The organism is Nonomuraea sp. NPDC049486, from assembly GCF_040676925.1.
Classification (GTDB): domain Bacteria; phylum Actinomycetota; class Actinomycetes; order Streptosporangiales; family Streptosporangiaceae; genus Nonomuraea; species Nonomuraea ferruginea.
The window spans coordinates 399002-418722 of record NZ_JBFAPV010000002.1 but is presented as its reverse complement, the minus strand read 5'-3'; the positions used below and the strand labels follow the sequence as shown (position 1 = coordinate 418722).

The 19721-nt window shown below is 69.2% G+C and carries 17 protein-coding genes and 1 tRNA gene; 10 read left to right on the top strand and 8 right to left on the bottom strand.

The window, feature by feature from the left end; all coding sequences use genetic code 11:
• Positions 1-7 precede the first annotated feature (7 nt).
• From AB0K05_RS06860 to polA, 4 genes are all read right to left on the bottom strand, one after another.
• A complete protein-coding gene (locus tag AB0K05_RS06860; RefSeq protein WP_261808659.1) occupies positions 8-454 on the bottom strand; it encodes a GNAT family N-acetyltransferase in 447 nt (148 codons plus the stop codon).
• Between the two features lie 190 nt (positions 455-644).
• Positions 645-2123, bottom strand: a complete 1479-nt coding sequence (gene rpsA, locus AB0K05_RS06855) for a 30S ribosomal protein S1 (RefSeq protein ID WP_148032607.1) — start codon at positions 2121-2123, stop codon at positions 645-647.
• 203 nt (positions 2124-2326) lie between these two features.
• Positions 2327-3424, bottom strand: a complete 1098-nt coding sequence (locus tag AB0K05_RS06850) for a polysaccharide deacetylase family protein (RefSeq protein ID WP_364227298.1) — start codon at positions 3422-3424, stop codon at positions 2327-2329.
• 110 nt (positions 3425-3534) lie between these two features.
• Positions 3535-6225 (bottom strand): DNA polymerase I, encoded by a 2691-nt coding sequence (polA, locus tag AB0K05_RS06845; protein WP_271279610.1) that lies wholly within the window; start codon positions 6223-6225, stop codon positions 3535-3537.
• A 71-nt stretch (positions 6226-6296) separates the two neighbouring features.
• Here polA and AB0K05_RS06840 point away from each other — a divergent pair, with 71 nt between their 5' ends.
• From AB0K05_RS06840 to AB0K05_RS06815, 6 genes are all read left to right on the top strand, one after another.
• Positions 6297-6701 (top strand): hotdog fold thioesterase, encoded by a 405-nt coding sequence (locus AB0K05_RS06840; protein WP_364228034.1) that lies wholly within the window; start codon positions 6297-6299, stop codon positions 6699-6701.
• 535 nt (positions 6702-7236) lie between these two features.
• The gene (locus AB0K05_RS06835) at positions 7237-8388 is read left to right on the top strand and encodes a branched-chain amino acid ABC transporter permease (protein WP_271279611.1); all 1152 of its coding nucleotides are present in this window, start codon (positions 7237-7239) and stop codon (positions 8386-8388) included.
• Between the two features lie 10 nt (positions 8389-8398).
• Positions 8399-9385 carry a branched-chain amino acid ABC transporter permease gene (locus AB0K05_RS06830; RefSeq protein ID WP_148032610.1) on the top strand — a complete coding sequence of 329 codons (987 nt, stop codon included), beginning with the start codon at positions 8399-8401 and terminating at the stop codon, positions 9383-9385.
• Positions 9375-10307, top strand: coding sequence for an ABC transporter ATP-binding protein (locus AB0K05_RS06825; protein WP_148032611.1), 933 nt, complete (start codon positions 9375-9377; stop codon positions 10305-10307). The genes AB0K05_RS06830 and AB0K05_RS06825 overlap by 11 nt, the downstream gene beginning before the upstream one ends.
• The gene (locus AB0K05_RS06820) at positions 10304-11089 is read left to right on the top strand and encodes an ABC transporter ATP-binding protein (RefSeq protein WP_148032612.1); all 786 of its coding nucleotides are present in this window, start codon (positions 10304-10306) and stop codon (positions 11087-11089) included. Before AB0K05_RS06825 ends, AB0K05_RS06820 begins: the two co-directional genes overlap by 4 nt.
• Positions 11090-11151: 62 nt before the next feature.
• Entirely contained in the window at positions 11152-11547 is a 396-nt protein-coding gene (locus tag AB0K05_RS06815; protein WP_219543455.1) for a hypothetical protein, read from the top strand.
• Between the two features lie 66 nt (positions 11548-11613).
• On the opposite strand, the gene AB0K05_RS06810 is transcribed toward AB0K05_RS06815, so the two are convergent.
• Positions 11614-12909, bottom strand: coding sequence for an ABC transporter substrate-binding protein (locus AB0K05_RS06810; protein ID WP_148032614.1), 1296 nt, complete (start codon positions 12907-12909; stop codon positions 11614-11616).
• A 187-nt stretch (positions 12910-13096) separates the two neighbouring features.
• Here AB0K05_RS06810 and AB0K05_RS06805 point away from each other — a divergent pair, with 187 nt between their 5' ends.
• A complete protein-coding gene (locus AB0K05_RS06805; protein WP_364227290.1) occupies positions 13097-13948 on the top strand; it encodes a hypothetical protein in 852 nt (283 codons plus the stop codon).
• 16 nt (positions 13949-13964) lie between these two features.
• On the opposite strand, the gene AB0K05_RS06800 is transcribed toward AB0K05_RS06805, so the two are convergent.
• The gene (locus AB0K05_RS06800; protein WP_261808661.1) at positions 13965-14549 is read right to left on the bottom strand and encodes a response regulator; all 585 of its coding nucleotides are present in this window, start codon (positions 14547-14549) and stop codon (positions 13965-13967) included.
• Between the two features lie 106 nt (positions 14550-14655).
• On the opposite strand from AB0K05_RS06800, the gene AB0K05_RS06795 reads away from it, so the two are divergent.
• The 3 genes from AB0K05_RS06795 to dapD all read left to right on the top strand — a co-directional run bounded on the left by AB0K05_RS06795 (position 14656) and on the right by dapD (position 16364).
• Positions 14656-14738, top strand: a tRNA-Leu gene (locus AB0K05_RS06795).
• Positions 14739-14953: 215 nt separating this feature from the next.
• Positions 14954-15373 (top strand): pyridoxamine 5'-phosphate oxidase family protein, encoded by a 420-nt coding sequence (locus AB0K05_RS06790; RefSeq protein ID WP_148032616.1) that lies wholly within the window; start codon positions 14954-14956, stop codon positions 15371-15373.
• Between the two features lie 49 nt (positions 15374-15422).
• The gene (dapD, locus tag AB0K05_RS06785; RefSeq protein ID WP_271279613.1) at positions 15423-16364 is read left to right on the top strand and encodes a 2,3,4,5-tetrahydropyridine-2,6-dicarboxylate N-succinyltransferase; all 942 of its coding nucleotides are present in this window, start codon (positions 15423-15425) and stop codon (positions 16362-16364) included.
• 48 nt (positions 16365-16412) lie between these two features.
• On the opposite strand, the gene pyk is transcribed toward dapD, so the two are convergent.
• On the bottom strand, positions 16413-17843 hold the full coding sequence (gene pyk, locus AB0K05_RS06780) for a pyruvate kinase (protein ID WP_148032618.1): 1431 nt from the start codon (positions 17841-17843) through the stop codon (positions 16413-16415).
• 119 nt (positions 17844-17962) lie between these two features.
• Positions 17963-19585, bottom strand: a complete 1623-nt coding sequence (locus AB0K05_RS06775; RefSeq protein WP_364227285.1) for a S8 family serine peptidase — start codon at positions 19583-19585, stop codon at positions 17963-17965.
• Between the last annotated feature and the right edge of the window lie 136 nt (positions 19586-19721).

Below are 19721 nucleotides of genomic sequence, written 5' to 3'. Positions count from 1 at the left end.
CGGTGGGTCAGCGCCTCAGGTGGACGAGGGTGAGGTGATCGTCCATGCGCTCGCGGCGGGTCTCGCGGTAGCCCAGGCGGCGGTAGAGGCGCAGGTTGCCCTCCGACAGGTGGCCGGTGTAGAGGTCGAACGCCGTCGCCTCCGGGACCTCGTCGTGCAGCGCCCGCAGCAGGGCCGTCCCCAGCCCTTCCCCCTGCCGGTCGGGCGCCACGACGAGCCGGCCCACCAGGCAGGTGGTGCCCGACAGGGCGCCGCGCACCGCGCCGACGATCCGCCCGGCCTCGACGGCCTTGAGCGCGAGGCCGGTCTCGATGGCCTTGCGGACCTGCTGGACGGACTCCACCAGCGGCGGGATGTACGGGTCACCGTAGAGCTGGGCCTCGCTCACGTAGGCCGCGCGCTGGAGGGTCAGGATCTCGCCGGCGTCCTCCGCCCTGGCCCGCTGGATCTCCACGCCGAGCACCCTACACGCGTCGCCGCCCTCCCCACGCCCCTGAAAGCTCCCGTGACGCCCGGACGGCACGTCCTCCGAGCGAAGGCCCGGGGAGCCTCCTCGCCGCCGTCAGGGCGATCTCGGCGTCCGCACGCGAGAAGGCCCCGCACGATGCCGTGCGGGGCCTTCTCGGTGACGTGCTGCCAGGAGATCAGCTCTGGCCGCCCGCGAGCTTCTCGCGGAGGGCCGCCAGCGCCTCGTCGGAGGCGAGGGCGCCGCCGGCCGGGGCCGACTGGCCGCCGCCCTGCTGACCCTGCGGCTCGCCGTAGGACGTGGGAGCCGCTTCGCCCGCCTCGGCCTCGGCCTTGCGAGCCTCCTCGATCTGCTTGCGGTGGGCCTCGTAGCGCGTCTGGGCCTCGGCGTACTGCCGCTCCCACTCCTCACGCTGCTTGTCGAAGCCCTCCAGCCACTCCCCGGTCTCCGGGTCGAAGCCCTCGGGGTAGATGTAGTTGCCCTGGTCGTCGTAGGTGGCCGCCATGCCGTAGAGGGTCGGGTCGAACTCGACCTCGGCGCCGACGCCCTCGTTGGCCTGCTTCAGCGACAGGCTGATGCGGCGACGGTCGAGGTCGATGTCGATGATCTTCACGAAGATCTCGTCGCCGACCTGGACGACCTGCTCCGGGATCTCCACGTGGCGCTCGGCCAGCTCGGAGATGTGGACCAGGCCCTCGATGCCCTCCTCGACCCGGACGAACGCGCCGAACGGCACCAGCTTGGTGACGCGGCCCGGCACGACCTGGCCGATCTGGTGGGTGCGGGCGAACTGCTGCCACGGGTCTTCCTGGGTCGCCTTGAGCGACAGGGAGACGCGCTCGCGCTCCATGTCGACGTCCAGGACCTCGACCGTGACCTCCTGGCCGACCTCGACGACCTCGGACGGGTGGTCGATGTGCTTCCAGGACAGCTCGGACACGTGGACCAGACCGTCGACGCCGCCGAGATCGACGAAGGCGCCGAAGTTGACGATCGAGGACACGACGCCCTTGCGGACCTGGCCCTTCTGGAGGGTGTTGAGGAACGTCTGGCGAACCTCGGACTGCGTCTGCTCCAGCCAGGCACGGCGCGACAGGACCACGTTGTTGCGGTTCTTGTCGAGCTCGATGATCTTGGCTTCGAGTTCGCGGCCGACGTACGGCTGCAGATCGCGGACACGGCGCATCTCGACGAGGGACGCCGGGAGGAAGCCGCGGAGGCCGATGTCGAGGATGAGACCACCCTTGACGACCTCGATGACGGTGCCGGTGACGATGCCGTCCTCGTCCTTGATCTTCTCGATCGTGCCCCAGGCGCGCTCGTACTGAGCACGCTTCTTGGACAGGATCAGGCGGCCCTCCTTGTCCTCCTTCTGGAGAACGAGGGCTTCGACGTGTTCGCCGACCTCCACGACGTCAGCCGGATCGACATCGTGCTTGATCGAAAGCTCACGCGAGGGGATGACTCCCTCGGTCTTGTAGCCGATATCGAGAAGGACCTCGTCTCGATCGACCTTGACGACGGTGCCCTCGACGATGTCGCCGTCGTTGAAGTACTTGATGGTCTCGTCGATCGCGGCGAGGAAGGCTTCCTCGGACCCGATGTCGTTGACCGCTACCTGCGGGGTGCTCGAGGTGGCCTCAGTGCTGGACGTCATGTGTGGAATTGCTCCGAACGCGGACAGGATGTCGATGTGGCGGACGCGCGGCAGGCCCTCTTCCGCATCAAGCCGAGGAATTACGACATCGACGAGACCGAGCGCGAGCCCGCTCCGTCTGAGGCGCGCGCGAGCCCACAGCGCAGCGATCAGCATATGAGACCAGAGCGGCGGGGTCAATCCGGCCAGGACATTCGCCACATCTAGTAGCTGTTGATCAGGAGACCGCGCTTGGCCCCGATATTACCCCTAAGTCGGGCCGGGACGGAGATCCGCCCGGGGTCGCCGTCGGAGACGTACCGCTCACGGGGATGCTTGTCCAGCCACTCCAGCCAGTGCTGCGAGCACCACTTGCGGCATTCTCCCTTCTTGCCGTTGCTCTGGATCCGCTGGATCGCGCCACGATCGAATTTTTTCGCGTACGGCGAAAGCGACGGCTCCGCCCCGGCCAGGAAGACCCCGTCGAAGGCGTATCGGGTGCCCTCCCACGCGCCGGAGCGCGCGGCCTTCTTCTTGCGCGGCATGGACCCGTACGGCAGCGCCATGGTCTTGGCCGGACCGGCGCCCAGGCGGACGAGCAGGCGCTCCAGCTTGGCGAGCTGCTTGCGGACGGTCCGCGTGGGCACGGCCCGGAGGTTGGGGTGGCCCCAGGTGTGGTTGGCCACCTCGAACCCGTTGCCGGCCAGCCAGCGCACGGCCGCGGCCTGCTCCTGCTCGGTCCGCAGGCCGAACGGCGTGTGGTTGATCCAGAACGTGGCCACGGGCCGGAAGTCGGGATATCTGGCCGCCGTCTCCAGGATGATCGCCACGGCCGTGTCGGGTTTGACGTTGCCGTGGACGTCGAGCCCGAAGTGGCTGGGGTGCCCGTCGTCGAAGGTGAGCACGACGGGGAACTTCCCGGCCGGCACCCGGATGTCGCCGGCGGCGAACTCCCTGGCGCTGATCGGCACGTACCCCTGCCGGGCGAGCTTGTCCAGCTCCTTCCTGAACTGGGCGGGGGTGCGGTCGATGGACGCCTGCCGCTTCTTGACGATCCGGTGGTACATGATCACCGGGATCTTGCCGAGCTCGTTGGCCTTGACCTCGCGGGCGAGCTCGGGCGTGGCGACGATTCCCGGCGGCGGCGTCGCCTCGGTGGCCGCTGTGGTGGGCGCGGTGGGCGCGGGCGTGGCGCGTTGGGGTAACGCCGAGGGTGGCGGGGCGGGCTCTCCGGAGATCAGCAGGAGCCCGATGATCGCCGTCACCACGACCACGACGTTCGCCAAGCCGATGATGCGCGCCTGGAACGATGTGGACCGCACAGAACTCCCGTACCGCTCGGGGAAATCGAACCCACAGAGTAGTCCAGAACCACCGCGGACCTCTGAGCCCTACGGGTTACCCGGTCAAAAGAGGGCAAACCCGGCAGGAGTCAGTGGCCGGCGTCCTCCCAGGTGCGGCCCACGCCGATCGACACCTCCAGCGGCACCCGGAGGTGGTAGGCGGCGTTCATCTGGTCGGTGACGAGCTGCCTGAGCGTCTCCAGCTCGCCGGGCGCCACCTCGAACACCAGCTCGTCGTGGACCTGGAGCAGCATCCGCGAGGACAGCCCCTCCTCCCGCAGCGCCTGGCGCACGTGGAGCATGGCGACCTTGATGATGTCGGCCGCCGAGCCCTGGATGGGGGCGTTGAGCGCCATCCGCTCGGCCATCTCGCGGCGCTGGCGGTTGTCGCTGGTCAGGTCGGGCAGATAGCGGCGGCGGCCCATCATGGTCTCGGTGTAGCCGTTGGTGCGGGCCTGGCGGACGATCTCCTGCAGGAAGTCGCGCACGCCGCCGAACTCCTGGAAGTATTCCTCCTTGAGCGCCCGGGCCTCGGCCACCGGGATGTTGAGCTGCCCCGACAGGCCGAAGTCGGACAGCCCGTAGGCCAGGCCGTAGTTCATCGCCTTGATGCGCGCCCGCAGCTCGCCGTCGATCTGCTCGGGCGGCAGGTCGAACACCCGGGCGGCGGTCGCCTGGTGGAAGTCGTGGCCCGACTCGAAGGCGGCGATCAGCGACTCGTCGCCCGACAGGTGGGCCATGATCCGCAGCTCGATCTGGCTGTAGTCGGCGGTCAGCAGCGTCTCGTAGCCCTCGCCGACGACGAAGCCCTGCCGGATGCGGCGGCCCTCGGCGGTGCGGATCGGGATGTTCTGCAGGTTGGGCTTCTCGGACGACAGGCGGCCGGTCGCGGCGATGATCTGGTTGAACGTGGTGTGGATGCGGCCGTCGTCGGCGATCTCCTTGATCAGGCCCTCGACCGTGGTGCGGAGCTTGGTCTGGTCGCGGTGACGCAGCATGATGACCGGCAGCTCGTGGTCGGTCTGGGTGGCCAGCCAGGCGAGCTGGTCGGCGTCGGTGCTGTAGCCGGTCTTGATCTTCTTCGTCTTGGGCAGGCCGAGCCTGGTGAAAAGGATCTCCTGCAGCTGCTTGGGCGAGCCCAGGTTGAACTGCTCGCCGACGACCCGGTGGGCCTCCTCGACGGCGTGCTTGACCGCGGCGCCGAACTCGGCCTCCAGGCCGGTGAAGTAGTCGCGGTCGACGGCCACGCCCGCCCGCTCCAGCTCGGCCAGCACGGTCAGCAGCGGCAGCTCGACGTCGGTGAGCAGCTGGGTGCCGCCACGGCCGGTCAGGAATGCCTCCAGCGCGTCGGCCAGCTCGCGCACCGCGTGGGCGCGCAGCGCGAGGTCCTTGGCGGGGGCGTCCTCGTCGTCGCCGAACAGCGCGGCCTGGCCGCTGGGCTCCTCCTCGGCGCGCAGGTCGCGGTGGAGATAGCGCCTGGCCAGGTCTTCGAGGGCGAAGGTGCGCTGGCCCGGCATCGCGAGGTAGGCCGCCAGCGCGGTGTCGCAGGTGAGGCCGCGCAGGTCGAGGCCCTGCGCCCACAGGGCCAGGATCGGGCCCTTGGCGTCGTGGACGGCCTTGGGCCTGGACTCGTCGGCCAGCCAGGCGCGCAGCGCCGCCTCGTCGGCCTCGGTGAGCTTGGCCGGGTCGAGATGGGCGGCGGTGCCGTCGGGCGAGGCGACGGCGATGGCGTCGACGCGGCCGGTGCCGCTGCCGTAGGAGCCCTTGAAGGCCAGGCCGGCGCGGCCCTCGGGCATGAACGACAGCCAGCCCGGCACCCGGTCGGGACCGAGGATCACGGTCTCGACCTCGAAGCCCTGGTCAGGCTCCTGCTCGCCGGTGCCGAGCGTCTTGAAGACGCGCTCGCGCAGCTCGCCGCGGATCTGGAGGGTGTCGAACAGCTTGTTGAGCTCCTCGCGGTCCCACGCGCCCTGCCTGAGCTCGGCGGGCTCGGCCTCGACCACGACGTCGCGCAGCAGCTCGGTGAGCCGGCGGTTCATCAGCACCTGGGCGACGTGCTCGCGCAGCTTGTCGCCGACCTTGCCCTTGACCTCGTCGACGCGGTCGACGAGCGCGGTGAGCGAGCCGTACTCGCGCACCCACTTGGCGGCGGTCTTCTCTCCGACGCCGGGGATGCTGGCCAGGTTGTCGCTGGGGTCGCCGCGCAGCGCGGCGAAGTCGGGGTACTGCCGCGGGGTGAGGCCGTACTTCTCCTGCACCGCCTCGGGGGTGAAGCGGGTCATGTCGCTGATGCCGCGCCGGGTCATGAGCACGGTGACGTCGTCGTCGACGAGCTGCAGCGCGTCGCGGTCGCCGGTGACGATGAGCACGCTCATGCCCTCGGCGGAGGCGCGGGTGGCGAGGGTGGCGATGAGGTCGTCGGCCTCGAAGCCGGGCTTGGACAGCCGCGGGATGCGCAGGATGTCGAGCAGCTCGTAGATGAGCTGCATCTGGCCGCGGAAGTCTTCGGGGGTCTCCGCCCTGTTGGCCTTGTAGGCGGCGTACTCCTCGTGCCGGAAGGTCGGCTCCGAGCGGTCGAAGGCCACCGCGATGTGCGTCGGCTGCTCGTCGCGCAGGATGTTGGTCAACATCGACGTGAACCCGTAGACCGCCTCGGTGTGCTGACCGTCGGTGGTCATGAGGTTGGCGTCCTTGAGCGCGTAAAAGGCGCGGTAAGCCAGGGAATGCCCGTCGAGCAGCAGCAGGCACGGGCGGCTGGGGGTCACTTCACTCTTCGGCACACAGGCAGCCTAGTCTGCGACTACGACAGAAAACCCGAGCTGGAAAGACTGGAGGCGTCCCCTTGACGCAGATCGATCCCGCGGTCGGCCTCGCCTTCGTCCGTGACAAGACCGGCGTGCTCGCCGAGCGCATGGGCATCGAGTTCCTGGAGGCCACGCCGGAGCGGGTGGTCGCCCGCATGCCGGTGGAGGGCAACACGCAGCCGTACGGGCTGCTGCACGGCGGCGCCTCGGTGGTGCTGGCCGAGACGGTGGGCTCGACCGGCGCGGCGCTGCACGCCGGGCCCGGCAGGATCGCGGTCGGCGTCGAGATCAACGCGACCCATCACCGCTCGGCGACGTCGGGGTTCATCACAGCCGTCGCCACTCCCCTGCACGCCGGGCGTACGCTCGCCACCTACGAGATCGAGATCTCGGACGAAGCCGGGCGGCGGGTGTGCACCTCGCGCCTCACATGCATGCTGCGTGACGCCTGAGTCCTTTGCGTGACTTTTGTCCGCCCTTTGCGTATGCCCCCCACAGGTCGCTACGGTTGTGTGCACTAGAGCCCGCGGGGAGGCCGAGTAGATAACAGGTGAGGCCGGGGAAAGCCTTGCATGGCCCCAAAGGCCGCCCCTCGGGCTCTTTCATTCCCCCCTCGATCGTTAGCAATCTGTGACTGTCACCTGCCAGGTGCAACCCTCGATTTAGCCCCTGACCTGCCACCTTCGTTTGCTCACATGAGTGACACACACATGTCACTAAATGGTGACGAAGGATACTGAACCGGGCGTACGCGAAATAAGCTCCCGCCACAGCATCCCAGTTGTGCCTGCGATGCCCGCGTGTCGAGATGGAGGGGCACAACCCCGCCTTGACCTAATTGAGGGAGCACCATTGCGCAGAGCCGTGATCGCGTTCACGGCCTTCCTGGGTGGACTCATCCTGCTGCTCACCGTCCCGGCCCATGCGGCCGCACCGGAACAGAGCCTCAGGGGAACACTCACATTCCAAGGCCAGCCAGTGAACGGCGTGAAGATCGTGGTTACCACCGAGAGCGGGCAACCCGTTCAGGAGGTCACCAGCAACGCCCAGGGCACGTGGGAAGTGCCGATCGAGGAACCCGGCCAGTACAAGGTCACACTGGACGCCGCCACGCTCCCGCAGAACATGGCGATCCGGGGGGGCAACAACCAACGCGCCCCGACCGTGTACGAAGGCAACCCGACCACCGTCTTGTTCGCCCTGCAGGCCAAGGCCGCGGACGGCGCCGCGGCGCCCGACGAGGGCGGCGGCAGCGCGTTCTGGCAGCGCGCGGCGCAGCTGACTTTCGAAGGCTTCAACCTGGGGCTGATCATCGCCCTGGCGGCGCTCGGCCTGTCGCTCATCTACGGCACCACCGGCCTGACCAACTTCGCCCACGGCGAGCTGGTCACCCTGGGGGCCTTGCTCGCCTATCTTGTGAACGTTCCCTTCGGCCTGCACATCGTCCCGGCCGCGGTCATCGCGGTCATGCTGGCCGGCGGGATCGGGTACGCGCAGGACCGGTTCTTCTGGGGCCAGCTGCGCAGGCGCGGCACCGGCATCATCGCCGCGATGATCGTCTCGATCGGCGTGGCGCTGTTCATGAGATACCTGTTCCTCATCCTGTTCGGCGGCGAGACCCAGGCGTACGCCCAGTACAACGCCCAGGCCGGCCTCCAGCTCGGCCCCATCTCGGCCACGCCGAAGAACCTCATCTCGATGGGCATCGAGCTGATCGTGCTCATCGCCGTCGGGTTCGCCCTGCTGCGCACCCGTACCGGCAAGGCCGCCCGCGCGGTCGCCGACAACCCGGCGCTGGCCGCCTCCTCGGGCATCAACGTCGACCGGATCATCCGCATCATCTGGACCGGCGGCGGCGCCATCGCCGCGCTCGCGGGCGTCATGCTCGGCCTGTCGCAGAACCTGAAGTTCACGATGGGCCAGGAGCTCCTGCTCCTCATCTTCGCCGGCGTCACGCTCGGCGGCCTCGGCACCGCCTTCGGCGCGCTCATCGGCTCGATCATCGTCGGCTTGTTCATCCAGGTCTCGACGCTGTGGATACCACCGGAGCTCAAGAACGTCGGCGCGCTGGCCGTGCTCATCCTCGTGCTCCTCTTCCGGCCGCAGGGCATCCTCGGCCGCCGAGAGCGGATCGGCTGACGGGGGAATCATGAACTGGGACATCATCCTCTCCACCACCCTCAAGGCCGCCATCGGCGTCGAGACGGTGTGGTACGCGCTCGCCGCCATCGGCATCAACATCCACTTCGGCTACACCGGCCTGCTCAACTTCGGCCAGTCGGCGTTCCTGGCCGTCGCCGGCTACGGCCTGGCCGTCACCGTCACCGTGATCGGGCTGCCCTTCTGGATCGGCATCGGCGTCGGCCTGGTCGCCGCGGTCCTGCTGGCCTTCCTCCTGGGCATCCCCACGCTGCGGCTGCGCGCCGACTATCTGGCCATCGTGACCATCGCCGCGGCGGAGATCGTCAGACTCATCTTCCGTTCCGTGGAGTTCAAGAGCGTCTTCGGCGGCTCCGACGGCCGGCGCGGCTTCTCACAGGGCTTCTACGAGATCAACCCCTACGCGGAGGGGACCTACGGGTTCTGGCCGTTGAGCTTCAACGAGCGCGAGATGTGGGTGCTCACCGTCGGCTGGGTCCTGATCGCCATCGCCTGCCTCATCGTCTTCCTGCTGATGAAGAGCCCGTGGGGACGCGTGCTCAAGGCCATCCGCGAGGACGAGGACGCCGTGCGCAGCCTCGGCAAGAACGTGTTCTCCTACAAGATGCAGTCGCTGATCCTCGGCGGCGTGCTCGGCTGCCTGGGCGGCTTCGTCTACGGACTCGCCACCGGGTCCGTGCAGCCCGACATCTTCGGCACCGAGACCACGTTCTTCGCCTACACGATCGTCATCCTCGGCGGCGCCGCCCGCGTGTTCGGCCCGGTGGTCGGCGCGTCGATCTTCTGGGTGCTGCTGGTGCTCGTCAACGGTCTCCTCAGCGGCGCGGTGCAGTCCGGAGTCATCACCTTCATGGACATCACGCAGGTCGGCCCGTTCCGCTTCCTGCTGGTCGGACTGGGGCTGATCCTCCTGCTCGTCTACCGCCCGCAAGGCATCTTCGGCGACAAGAGGGAGCTGGCCATCAATGCACGCTGAGACCGCCACCGACCGCAAGGCCGCCGCGCTGGCCGCGTTCAAGGACCTCCCCCACGAGCCGGGCGTGGCCAAGCCCGACCCGATCCTCGTGGTCGACAACGTCGTGCGCCGCTTCGGCGGCCTGACGGCCGTCGACGTCGGGCACGTGGAGGTCCAGCGCGGCTCCATCACCGCCCTCATCGGCCCCAACGGCGCGGGCAAGACCACGTTCTTCAACCAGCTCACCGGCTTCGACACCGCCGACTCGGGCGAGTGGACGTTCAACGGGCGCAAGATGAACGGCGTGCCGGCCCACAAGGTCGCGCGCGCCGGCATGGTCCGTACCTTCCAGCTCACCAAGGCGCTGTCGCGGCTCACCGTGCTGGAGAACATGAGGCTCGGCGCGCAGGGTCAGAAGGGCGAGAACTTCTGGCGCGCGCTGATCCCCGGGTCCTGGCGCGGCCAGGAGGACCAGATCACCGCCCGGGCCGACGAACTGCTGGCCAGGTTCAAGCTCGACGCCAAGCGCGAGGACTTCGCCGGCTCGCTCTCCGGCGGCCAGCGCAAGCTGCTGGAGATGGCCCGCGCCCTCATGGTCGAGCCCGAGCTGGTCATGCTCGACGAGCCCATGGCGGGCGTCAACCCGGCGCTCACCCAGTCGCTGCTCGGCCACGTCAAGGACCTGCGCGAGCAGGGCATGAGCGTGCTGTTCGTCGAGCACGACATGGACATGGTGCGCGACATCAGCGACTGGGTCATCGTCATGGCACAGGGCGCCGTCATCGCCGAGGGCCCGCCGGACACCATCATGTCCGACCAGCGGGTCATCGACGCCTACCTGGGCGCCCACCATGACGCGCCGCTCTCGGAGAGCGAGCTGGAGGAGCAGCTTCACGAGGCCGAGGAGGCGCTCGAGGCCGAGATCCAGGAGGAGAGCAAGTGAACGCCGTCCCCGAGTCCAAGGCCGCCGTCACCGACCGCAGCGACCATCTCAGCGGCGCCGAGAACGCCGTGCTCCGCTGCGACGAGCTGATCGCCGGCTACCTGCCGGGTGTCAACATCCTCAACGGCTCCGACCTGTACGTGGGCGACGGCGAGCTGATCGGCATCATCGGCCCCAACGGGGCCGGCAAGTCGACGCTGCTCAAGGCCATGTTCGGGCTGGTCGACATCCGCAGCGGCACGGTCACGCTGAAGGGTGAGGACATCACCAACATGAAGGCGCACCAGCTGGTCTCGCGCGGCGTCGGCTACGTCCCGCAGACCAACAACGTCTTCCCCAGCCTGACCATCGAGGAGAACCTCGAGATGGGGGCCTTCCAGGCGCCCGCCAAGTTCAAGGAGCGCTTCGAATTCGTCTGCGAGCTGTTCCCGGCGCTCAAGGAGCGGCGCAAGCAGCGCGCCGGCTCCCTGTCGGGCGGTGAGCGGCAGATGGTGGCCATGGCCAGGGCGCTCATGACCGAGCCGTCGGTGCTGCTGCTGGACGAGCCGTCGGCGGGCCTGTCGCCCAAGCTGCAGGACCTGGTGTTCCTCCAGGCCCAGCAGATCAACAAGGCCGGCGTCACCATCATCATGGTGGAGCAGAACGCCCGGCGCTGCCTGCAGATCTGTCACCGCGGCTACGTGCTCGACCAGGGGCGTAACGCCTACACCGGCACCGGACGCCAGCTCGCCGACGACCCCAAGGTCATCGAGCTGTACCTCGGGACCCTCGCCAGGGCGTAGATCACGGCACGAAACGGAGAAGGGGCTCCACCCGGGGCCCCTTCTCCGTTTTCAATGTCCATGTGAACCGTTTCGTGGCGTTCGTGCTCATGCTCCCCGTCCTGGCGGCCTGCGGGCAGGCCCCCGCCGCCGGCGCCTACAGCACCGGCGGCGACCCCGGCGACGATCCGTGCGCGCGCGTGGTCTCCGCCATCGGCTACGCCGGCCTCCTGCTGGAGCCCGCGGGCGAGGAGGACGCGCAGCGCTTCGAGGACGCCGTGCTCGGCCGCCTGGCCGAGGTGCGCGGCATCACCCTCCAGTTCGGCCCCCGCCTGCCCGCCTCGCTCGGCGGCGCCGTCCGTACGGTCGAGGCCACCACCCAGGACCTGTCCGTGGCGAGCCTGCCGCGCGCGCGGCAGGTGGCACTGCTCAAGGAGTACCGGGCCGCCGCGGGGCGGATCGAGGAGGGCTGCTCCTGAGCACGTGAAAGGGCCCCGGTCCTCAGGGGGGAGGGACCGGGGCCCGGTGGCTCACCGGAGGAGCGATCAGCCCTCGATGTTGCCCGTGCGGTACTCGACGGCCTTGGTGCCGTACTTGTTGTCGTCGCCGTACTCGTAGATGCCGATGGTGGCGACGGCCGGGTCACCGGCGTCGTTGAACTCGACCGGACCGCTCACGCCGTCGTAGTCGATGTCCTTGCCGGCCTTGAGCAGCTCGACGCAGGTCGGGAAGCTGTCGCACTTCTCGCCGCCCTTGCTGACCTCGGCCAGCTTGGCCGCGATGGCCGTGCCCGAGTCGCTCTTGGCGGCCTCAGCGGCCAGCGCGATCAGGTTGGCGGCGTCGTACGACTCCGGCGCGTAGCTGAAGTCCTCAAGGTCACCGTCCACCTCGAGGAGCTTCTTCTGGAAGTCCTCAGGAGACGCGGCGCCGGGGATCGTGCCCTTGACACCCTTCAGGGTGCCCTTGGGCATGTCGACGTAGTTGGTGTTGGAGGTGTTGCCGTCGACCATGTACCACTTGTGCTTGTCGGCCGGCAGACCCTGCTTGACCAGCTCGTTGATGACCTTGGCGGTCTCCTCGAAGCCGATGAGCACGATGCCCGCGGGGTTCTTCGCCTTGATCTTGGCGATGTCGGCGGCGAAGTCGGCGGCCTTCGGGTCGTAGTCGACCCGCTCGACCACCTCGGCGCCACCGTCCTGGACGGTCTTGACGACCTGGTCGGCCAGGCCGGTGCCGTAGGAGTCCTGCATCGCCATGATGGCGACCGTGGCGTTGCCGTCGGCGACGATCAGGTCACCGAGGACGCGGCCCTGCAGCTTGTCCGGCGGCGAGGTGCGGAAGTAGAGGCCCTTGTCGGCGATGGTGGTGAACGTGTCGGAGGTGTTGGCCGGGGAGAACTGGATGACGCCCGCGCCGGTGATCTTGTCGATCACCGTCTCCGAGACCGACGAGGAGGCGGCGCCGATGATGGCGTCGGCCTTCTGCGCCAGCAGGTTGTCGACCGACTGGGAGGCGATGTTGGTGGTCGTGTCGCCGGAGTCGGTGTGGATCTTGACGACGTCCTTGCCGAGCACGCCGCCGGCCTCGTTGATCTCCTTGACGGCCAGGTCGACGCCCGCGAACTCGGGCGGGCCGAGGAACGCGAGCGACCCCGTCTGCGGCAGCAGCGTGCCCAGGGTAAGCGTGCCGTCGCCCTCTGCCGCGGGGGCCGCGGAGGATGGCGCAGCCGACGAAGGTGTGGATTGCGAGGCGGTGTCGCTGCCACCACCGCAAGCTGTCAGGGCGAGGCTGGTGGCAGCCACGACAGCCAGCACCCGTCCCACGGGAGCAATGCGGACCATGAAGTAATCTCCTTCATTCCAGGCCGGGATCCGTCAGCACGCCGAGCGTTCCCGATCGAATGACGGAAACGTACAAAATGCCTGCATGGTGATGCCAGGGCAGCGGGGTAACTGTCGGCACTTGGATGCGGAGTCGTAATCAGTCCTCAACTTACGCGCGTGATCGGCAGGTGCTTAATCTGCCTCGGTGAAGCGGATAACGGCACTCCTCCCCCTGATGGCCCTCCTCGCAGGTTGCGGCGGTGACAGCGTGCCACCGCCCGACGCCGCACCGCCGCCGGGCGTATCGGTCTCGCTCGCGCAGTGGCGCTCGGACGAGCCCGCGCACAGGATGCAGGTGGCCGTGCGCAACACCTCCGAGACTCCGGTGCACTTCACCGACGTTCAACTGGTGACGCCATCATTCACCACATTGGCCCCACAAAACGTGGAAATCACGGTCAAGAAGACGGAGAGAACCGACTTACCCATCCCCTTCGGGAAAGCCAACTGCACGCCCGGCCGTCTTCCCGGGGTCCAGCCGGCCACCGTCGTCGCCCACGTCCGCGTCGGCGCGGAGCAGGAGCCGCGCAAGGTGGTCTTCGAGATCCCCCACCCCGATCCGCTGCTGACCCGGCTGCTGCGCGACGAGTGTTCGGAGCATCTGATCAAGCTGGCGGCCGACATCGCCTTCGGCCCCGAGTGGAAGCGGGTCGGCGACGCCATGCACGGCACCCTCGTGCTGACCCGCCGCGGCGAAGGCGCCGTCACCGTGCACCGCATCGACGGCACCACGCACTACATCGCCGCCCCGGTCACCGAGGGCGACCCGATCGCCGAGCTGGACGCCGCGGCCCCGAGCATCGCGGCCGAGATCCGGCTCACCCCCGGGCGGTGCGACCCGCACGCCTTCGCCGAGGCCAAGAAGGCGTTCCTGTTCCCCGTACGCGCCAGCGTCGACGGCGGCGAGCAGCGCGTCGTGATCGTCAGCCCGCCGAAGGACGTCCAGGACCGTCTCATCCACTACGCGCTCGACGTGTGCGGCCTGCCCACGTCGTGAACCCGCGCCGGGGCGCTCAGCCCCGGTCGGCCGCGTCCTCGATGACGATCTGGGCGACCTCGCGCATGCTCAGCCGGCGGTCCATGGACGCCTTCTGGATCCAGCGGAACGCCTGCGGCTCGCTCCAGCCGTGCTGCGTCATCAGGCTGCCCTTGGCCCGCTCGACCAGCTTGCGCGTCTCCAGCCGCTCCGTCAGGCTCGACACCTCGGCGGCCAGCGCCACCATCTCCTCGTGACGGCTCACCGCCATCTCGATCGCCGGCACCAGGTCGGCCTTGGTGAACGGCTTGACCAGATAGGCCATCGCCCCCGCCTCCCTGGCCCGCTCCACCAGGTCACGCTGGGAGAACGCGGTGAGGATCAGGCATGGCGCGATCCGCTCGGCCACGATCCGCTCCGCCGCGGAGATGCCGTCGAGCACCGGCATCTTGACGTCCAGGATGACGAGATCGGGCCGCAGATCGGTGGCCAGCCGGATCGCCTGCTCCCCGTCGCCGGCCTCCCCCACGACGACGTAGCCGTCCTCCTGGAGCATCTCCTTGAGATCGAGGCGGATGAGCGCCTCGTCTTCCGCGATCACCACTCGCCGCTGCGTACTCACGAGCAGAAGAGTACCGATGTCCGGTACATTAGATCCACGGCGGCATCCTCGACAGTCTCCCTGAAGAGGTGAACCCCCACAAGTTTCCGGACACGTCTGGAAATATGCCGGAATGGTGGAATGGCAGACACTGACGCCTCAAAAGCGTCTGCCCGCAAGGGCGTGCGGGTTCGAATCCCGCTTCCGGCACCCCGGAAACCGTCGCACGCACCCTCGTGTGACCCTTGATCGTGCTCTCCGATCGGCCGGTTGCGGCGGCCAGGTCGAGCACCGAACGCCCCGTCGAGACGCCCTCCCCCTGCTCCACGTGACCTTTCGCCTCGAAGGTACGCCTCCAAAGCAGGCATAGGGTGACCGAAGATCGGTAATGAACGGATCACGGTGGCTTTTCGGAGGTGGATGCCGTGGGGTTGAACGTGGCGGAGCGGGCCAAGTTCCTGGCGGAGCCGCATGTGGCCGGTGTGGCGGTCGACGCGGGAGCGGACCGGGGGCCGCTGAGCGTGCCGGTCTGGTACGACTACGAACCGGGCGGCGACGTGGAGTTCCTGACCGGGCGTGACTCCCGGAAGGCGGCGCTGATCGGGAAGACGGGCCGGTTCACGCTGCTGGTGCAGCGGACCAGCCCGACCTATCGGTACGTGTCCGTCGAGGGGCCGGTCGTGTGGTCGGGGCCGACGACGTTGGAGCAGCTCACCAGGATCGCCTCGCGCTACCTGCCGGTCGAGGCGGTTCCCGGCTACGTGGAGGGGTCCGACCTGGGCGCGCTGGTGACGTTCCGGATGCGGCCCGAACACTGGCTGTCGGCCGACCTGGGCGCCATCTGAGGAGCACCGTCACGGTATTTTGAGGCATGTGACTGCTATCGATCCTGCCGTGACCGGCGCTTTCGGCATCGGCCTCGCGACCATAGCCGCTGACGGCACCGTACTCGACACCTGGTTCCCCGAGCCTCAGCTGGGCGAGCCGCCCGTGACGGGCACCGAGCGGCTCTCCGCCGAGGAGGCCGGCGAGCTGGGCGGGCTGGTGGGGCCCGACCAGGCGCGCGGCGTGGAGGTGGTGGCGGTCCGCACCGGCATCGCCAAGCTCTCCGAGCCGCCGGCCGACGCCCACGACGCCTACCTGCGGCTCCACCTGCTCTCGGCGCGGCTGGTCCGGCCGCACGGCCTGAGCCTCGACGGGGTGTTCGGCAAGCTGGCGAACGTCGTGTGGACCAGTCACGGGCCGTGCGCCGTGGACGGCTTCGAGATCACGCGGGCGCGGCTGCGGGCCAGCGGGCCGGTGGCGGTCTACGGGGTCGACAAGTTCCCGCGCATGGTCGACTACGTGATGCCGTCCGGGGTGCGGATCGCCGACGCCGACCGGGTGCGCCTGGGCGCCCACCTGGCGAGCGGCACGACCGTGATGCACGAGGGGTTCGTCAACTTCAACGCCGGCACGCTGGGCGCGTCCATGGTCGAGGGCCGGATCTCAGCGGGCGTGGTGCTCGGCGAGGGCTCCGACCTGGGCGGCGGCGCGTCCATCATGGGCACGCTCTCGGGCGGCGGCAAGGAGGTCGTCTCGGTCGGCAAGCGCTGCCTGATCGGCGCGAACGCGGGCATCGGCATCTCACTGGGCGACGACTGCGTCGTCGAGGCCGGGCTGTACGTGACGGCGGGCACGAAGGTGCGCCTGCCGGACGGCGGCGTGGTGAAGGCCAGGGAGCTGTCGGGGCGCGACGGGCTGTTGTTCCGCCGCAACTCCGAGACCGGCGCCGTGGAGGTGGTGACCCGCCAGGGCACCGGCATCGAGCTGAACGAGGCGCTGCACGCCAACTAGCGTCCGGCCGGCTTCCCTCCCGGGGGCAGCCGGCCGACGGACGGTCCCTCAGCTGGCGTGGGAGACGGCGGAGCCGATCGTGTGCACGCGCAGCGCGTTGGTGGAGCCGGGGGTGCCGGGCGGGGAGCCGGCGACGATGACCACCTTGTCGCCCTTCTCCAGCCGGCCCAGAGACAGCAGCGACGCCTCCACCTGCCGCACCATGTCGTCGGTGTGGTGCACGAACGGCACCTGGAACGTCTCCACCCCCCAGGTGAGCGAGAGCTGGCCGCGGACGTGGGGCGCGGAGGTGAAGGCCAGCAGCGGGATCGGCGAGCGGTAGCGGGCCAGCCGGCGGGCCGTCTCGCCGGACATGGTGAAGGCCACCAGGGCCTTGGCCCCCACGATGGCGCCGACCTCGGCGGCGGCGCGGGCGATGGCGCCGCCGGTGGTCTCCGGCATGCGCTCCAGGGTGTGGGTGGCGTGCAGCGAGGAGGCCTCGGCGGCGCAGGCGATGCGGTCCATCGTGGAGACGGACTCGATCGGGTAGTTGCCGACGGAGGTCTCGCCCGACAGCATGACCGCGTCGGCGCCGTCCATGACGGCGTAGGCGACGTCGGAGGCCTCGGCGCGGGTGGGGCGGGGGGCGCTCATCATCGAGTCGAGCATCTGCGTGGCGACGATGACCGGGCGGGCCTTCTCGCGGCACAGCTCGATGATGCGCCGCTGCACGATCGGCACCTGCTCCAGCGGCAGCTCGACGCCGAGGTCGCCGCGGGCGACCATGATGCCGTCGAAGGCCTCGACGATCTCGGGGAGGCGCTCGACCGCCTGCGGCTTCTCGATCTTGGCGAGGAGGGGGAGGCGGACGGCCTCCTGCTCCATGATGTTGCGTACGACGTCGGCGTCGGAGGGACGGCGGACGAACGACAGGGCGATCATGTCGAACCCGGTGCGCAGCGCCCAGCGCAGGTCGGTCTCGTCCTTGTCGGTGAGCGCGGGGGCGCTGACGTTGACGCCGGGCAGGTTGAGACCCTTGTTGTCGGAGATCATGCCGCCGATGACGACGCGGGTGACGACCCGGTCGCCGTCGACGCGGGTGACCTCGAGCACGAGCCGGCCGTCGTCGACGAGGATGGTGTCGCCGGGGCGCACGTCCTTGGCGAGACCCTTGTAGGTGGTGGAGACCTGCTCGCGGTCGCCGGGGACGTCTTCGGCGGTGATGGAGAAGACGTCGCCGAAGCCGAGCCGGACCGGCCCCTCCTCGAAGCGGCCGACGCGGATCTTGGGGCCCTGCAGGTCGGCGAGAACGCCTACACCGCGGCCGAGGTCGGCCGCCACCTCCCTGACGCGATCGAAGACCTCTCTGTGCATGTCATGGTCGCCATGGCTGAGGTTGAACCGTGCGACGTCCATGCCCGCGGCGATGAGATCGCGCAGGCGTTCGGGTGAGGACGTGGCTGGGCCTAGAGTGCAGACGATTTTCGCGCGACGTGTCACGAGTCCTACCTTAATTGGTACAGACCACTTGGCAGTCAAGGACGACGCAGAACGTACCGCGCGCGGGAGAACAGCACGGCAACGGCGACCGGCGAGCGCGCCACGTGCACGTGTCGCCGTCATGGTTTGAAGGTGGCCGCCTCCAGGGCGTTGACGATGCCGTGGCCGTAGAAGCCGTTCTTGTCCGGGCCGCCCTCGCACACGTGCGTGGTCTTCTCCCCGTACACGTCGTAGACGTACGCGCGCGGGACGGGGCACGCCGCCGGCGTCGCGGTCTTGTACAGGTACTCCTCGACGGTGTCAGGCGCGAGGGTGACGCCGCCCGGCCCCGGCTTGCCGAAGCGGCTGATGATGATGGCGGCCACGCCGGTGGCATGCGGGGCGGCCATGGAGGTGCCGTCGAGGTACTGGTAGTACGCGCAGGTGCCGCGGGCGCAGTCGCGCACGACGTCCTGGCCCTTGGGCTTGCCGTCGGCGCCGATGCGGCCCTTGGCGCGCAGCGCCTTCTCGGGGGCGGCGGCGAGGATGGAGCGGGTCGGGGAGGCGCCCTTGCCGTCGAGCGCGTCGCCGCCGGGCGCGGCGACGTCCGCCTGTTCCGTCCCGTAGTCGCTGTAGATGGCCTTGCGGCCGGACGGGCCGACCGAGGCGACCGAGATGACGCCTTCCGACTCGGCGGGGACGTTGAGGCAGCCGTTGTCGATCCTGCGGATCTTCTCATCGCCGCGCGGGTAGCCGGGGCTGTCGTTGTCGGCCTTCGGCCGGCCGAGGTCGGTGGCGCCGTTGCCGAGCGCGGAGACGAGGGTGACGCCCTTCTTCCTGGCGTAGTCGAGGGCGCGCTGCATGCCGGTGATGATGGCGCGCTGTTCGAGCTGCTCCTTCTTGCTGTCGGACGGGTTCGCCCGGCAGTTGAACAGCCACGGGTCGACGTAGTAGCTCATGTTGACCACGTCGACGCCGATGTCGCCGGCGTAGGTGAGGGCGTCGAGGCTGGCCTTGAGGAAGAAGAAGCCGGAGTCCTGGCCGGCCCGGATGTTGACGAGCTGCACCCCGGGGGCCACTCCGGCGATGCCGATGCCGTTGATGGGCGCGGCGATGGTGCTGGCGACGTGCGTCCCGTGGCCTTCGTCGTCCTGGTCGACGGGGTCCTTGCAGTCCGCGGCCTCGCAGGGGCCGTCGAGGTTCTCGCCGTTCTCGTCCTTGGGCCGGTCGGTGACGAAGTTGCGGCTGAGCCCGCGGTTGAAGTTGGGCGCGATGTCGGGGTGGTTGCCGTCGATGCCGGTGTCGATGACGCCGACGAGGACCTTCTTCGTGCCGGGCGCCTTCTCGTTGGCGCGGTCGGCGCCGATCATCCGCATGTCCCACTGAAGGCCGCTGAGCGGGTCGCTCTTCTCGGCGGAGCCCTTCTCGCCGAAGGCCGACCCGTCGGGGAACGCCCTGGCGGCGGTCGCGGAGGTGCGGCCGATGGCCCTGTCGCCGGAGACGCCGACGACGGCGGGGTCGGCGCCGACGGTCTCGGCGAAGCGCTCGCCGGAGCCCTGGGCGATCAGGTAGCCGAGCTTGGTCTCGGTGTGGGTGACGGTGCCGTCGGCCTTCCGCACGGCGGTGAGCGCGTCGGCCCGGCGGCCGTCGGCGTAGAAGACGAGGTAGTCGGCGGCGGCCGCGGCCGCGGGGGTGACCGGGGAGCAGGCGGTCAGCGCGGCTGTCGCCGACAGCGCCGCGAGGACCGGGGCAACACGCCTCATTTCTCCCCTATCATCCGTACTTCTCCAGAATGTGCATCTTCCCGACCTGCGGCAACTGATGCAACCCGCCGGATACGGGGACGAGCCGGGACGCGAAACGCCCGCCCGGGAAGGGGCCGGGCGGGCGTTTCGTGCC